The organism is Enterococcus eurekensis (assembly GCF_042654605.1).
In the GTDB taxonomy this organism is placed as follows: domain Bacteria; phylum Bacillota; class Bacilli; order Lactobacillales; family Enterococcaceae; genus Enterococcus_I; species Enterococcus_I eurekensis.
In genome coordinates this window covers 1-584 of sequence record NZ_JBHSGT010000082.1, presented here as the reverse complement: position 1 = coordinate 584, position 584 = coordinate 1, and the positions used below count along the sequence as shown (strand labels likewise).

At 50.3% G+C, this 584-nt stretch carries 1 rRNA gene; it reads left to right on the top strand.

Annotated elements, in window-relative coordinates:
• Positions 1–584, top strand: a 23S ribosomal RNA gene (locus ACFO3L_RS11495); the annotation flags it as partial.

Below are 584 nucleotides of genomic sequence, written 5' to 3'. Positions count from 1 at the left end.
TTCTAGTTAGAAAACAACGGCCCGTACCGTAAACCGACACAGGTAGTCGAGGAGAGTATCCTAAGGTGTGCGAGAGAACTCTCGTTAAGGAACTCGGCAAAATGACCCCGTAACTTCGGGAGAAGGGGTGCTGTTCGTAAGAACAGCCGCAGTGAATAGGCCCAAGCGACTGTTTATCAAAAACACAGGTCTCTGCAAAATCGAAAGATGAAGTATAGGGGCTGACGCCTGCCCGGTGCTGGAAGGTTAAGAGGAGTGCTTAGCGTAAGCGAAGGTACGAATTGAAGCCCCAGTAAACGGCGGCCGTAACTATAACGGTCCTAAGGTAGCGAAATTCCTTGTCGGGTAAGTTCCGACCCGCACGAAAGGCGTAACGATTTGGGCACTGTCTCAACGAGAGACTCGGTGAAATTTTAGTACCTGTGAAGATGCAGGTTACCCGCGACAGGACGGAAAGACCCCATGGAGCTTTACTGTAGTTTGATATTGAGTGTCTGTACCGCATGTACAGGATAGGTAGGAGCCGTAGAGATCGGGACGCTAGTTTCGATGGAGGCAATGGTGGGATACTACCCTTGCGTTAT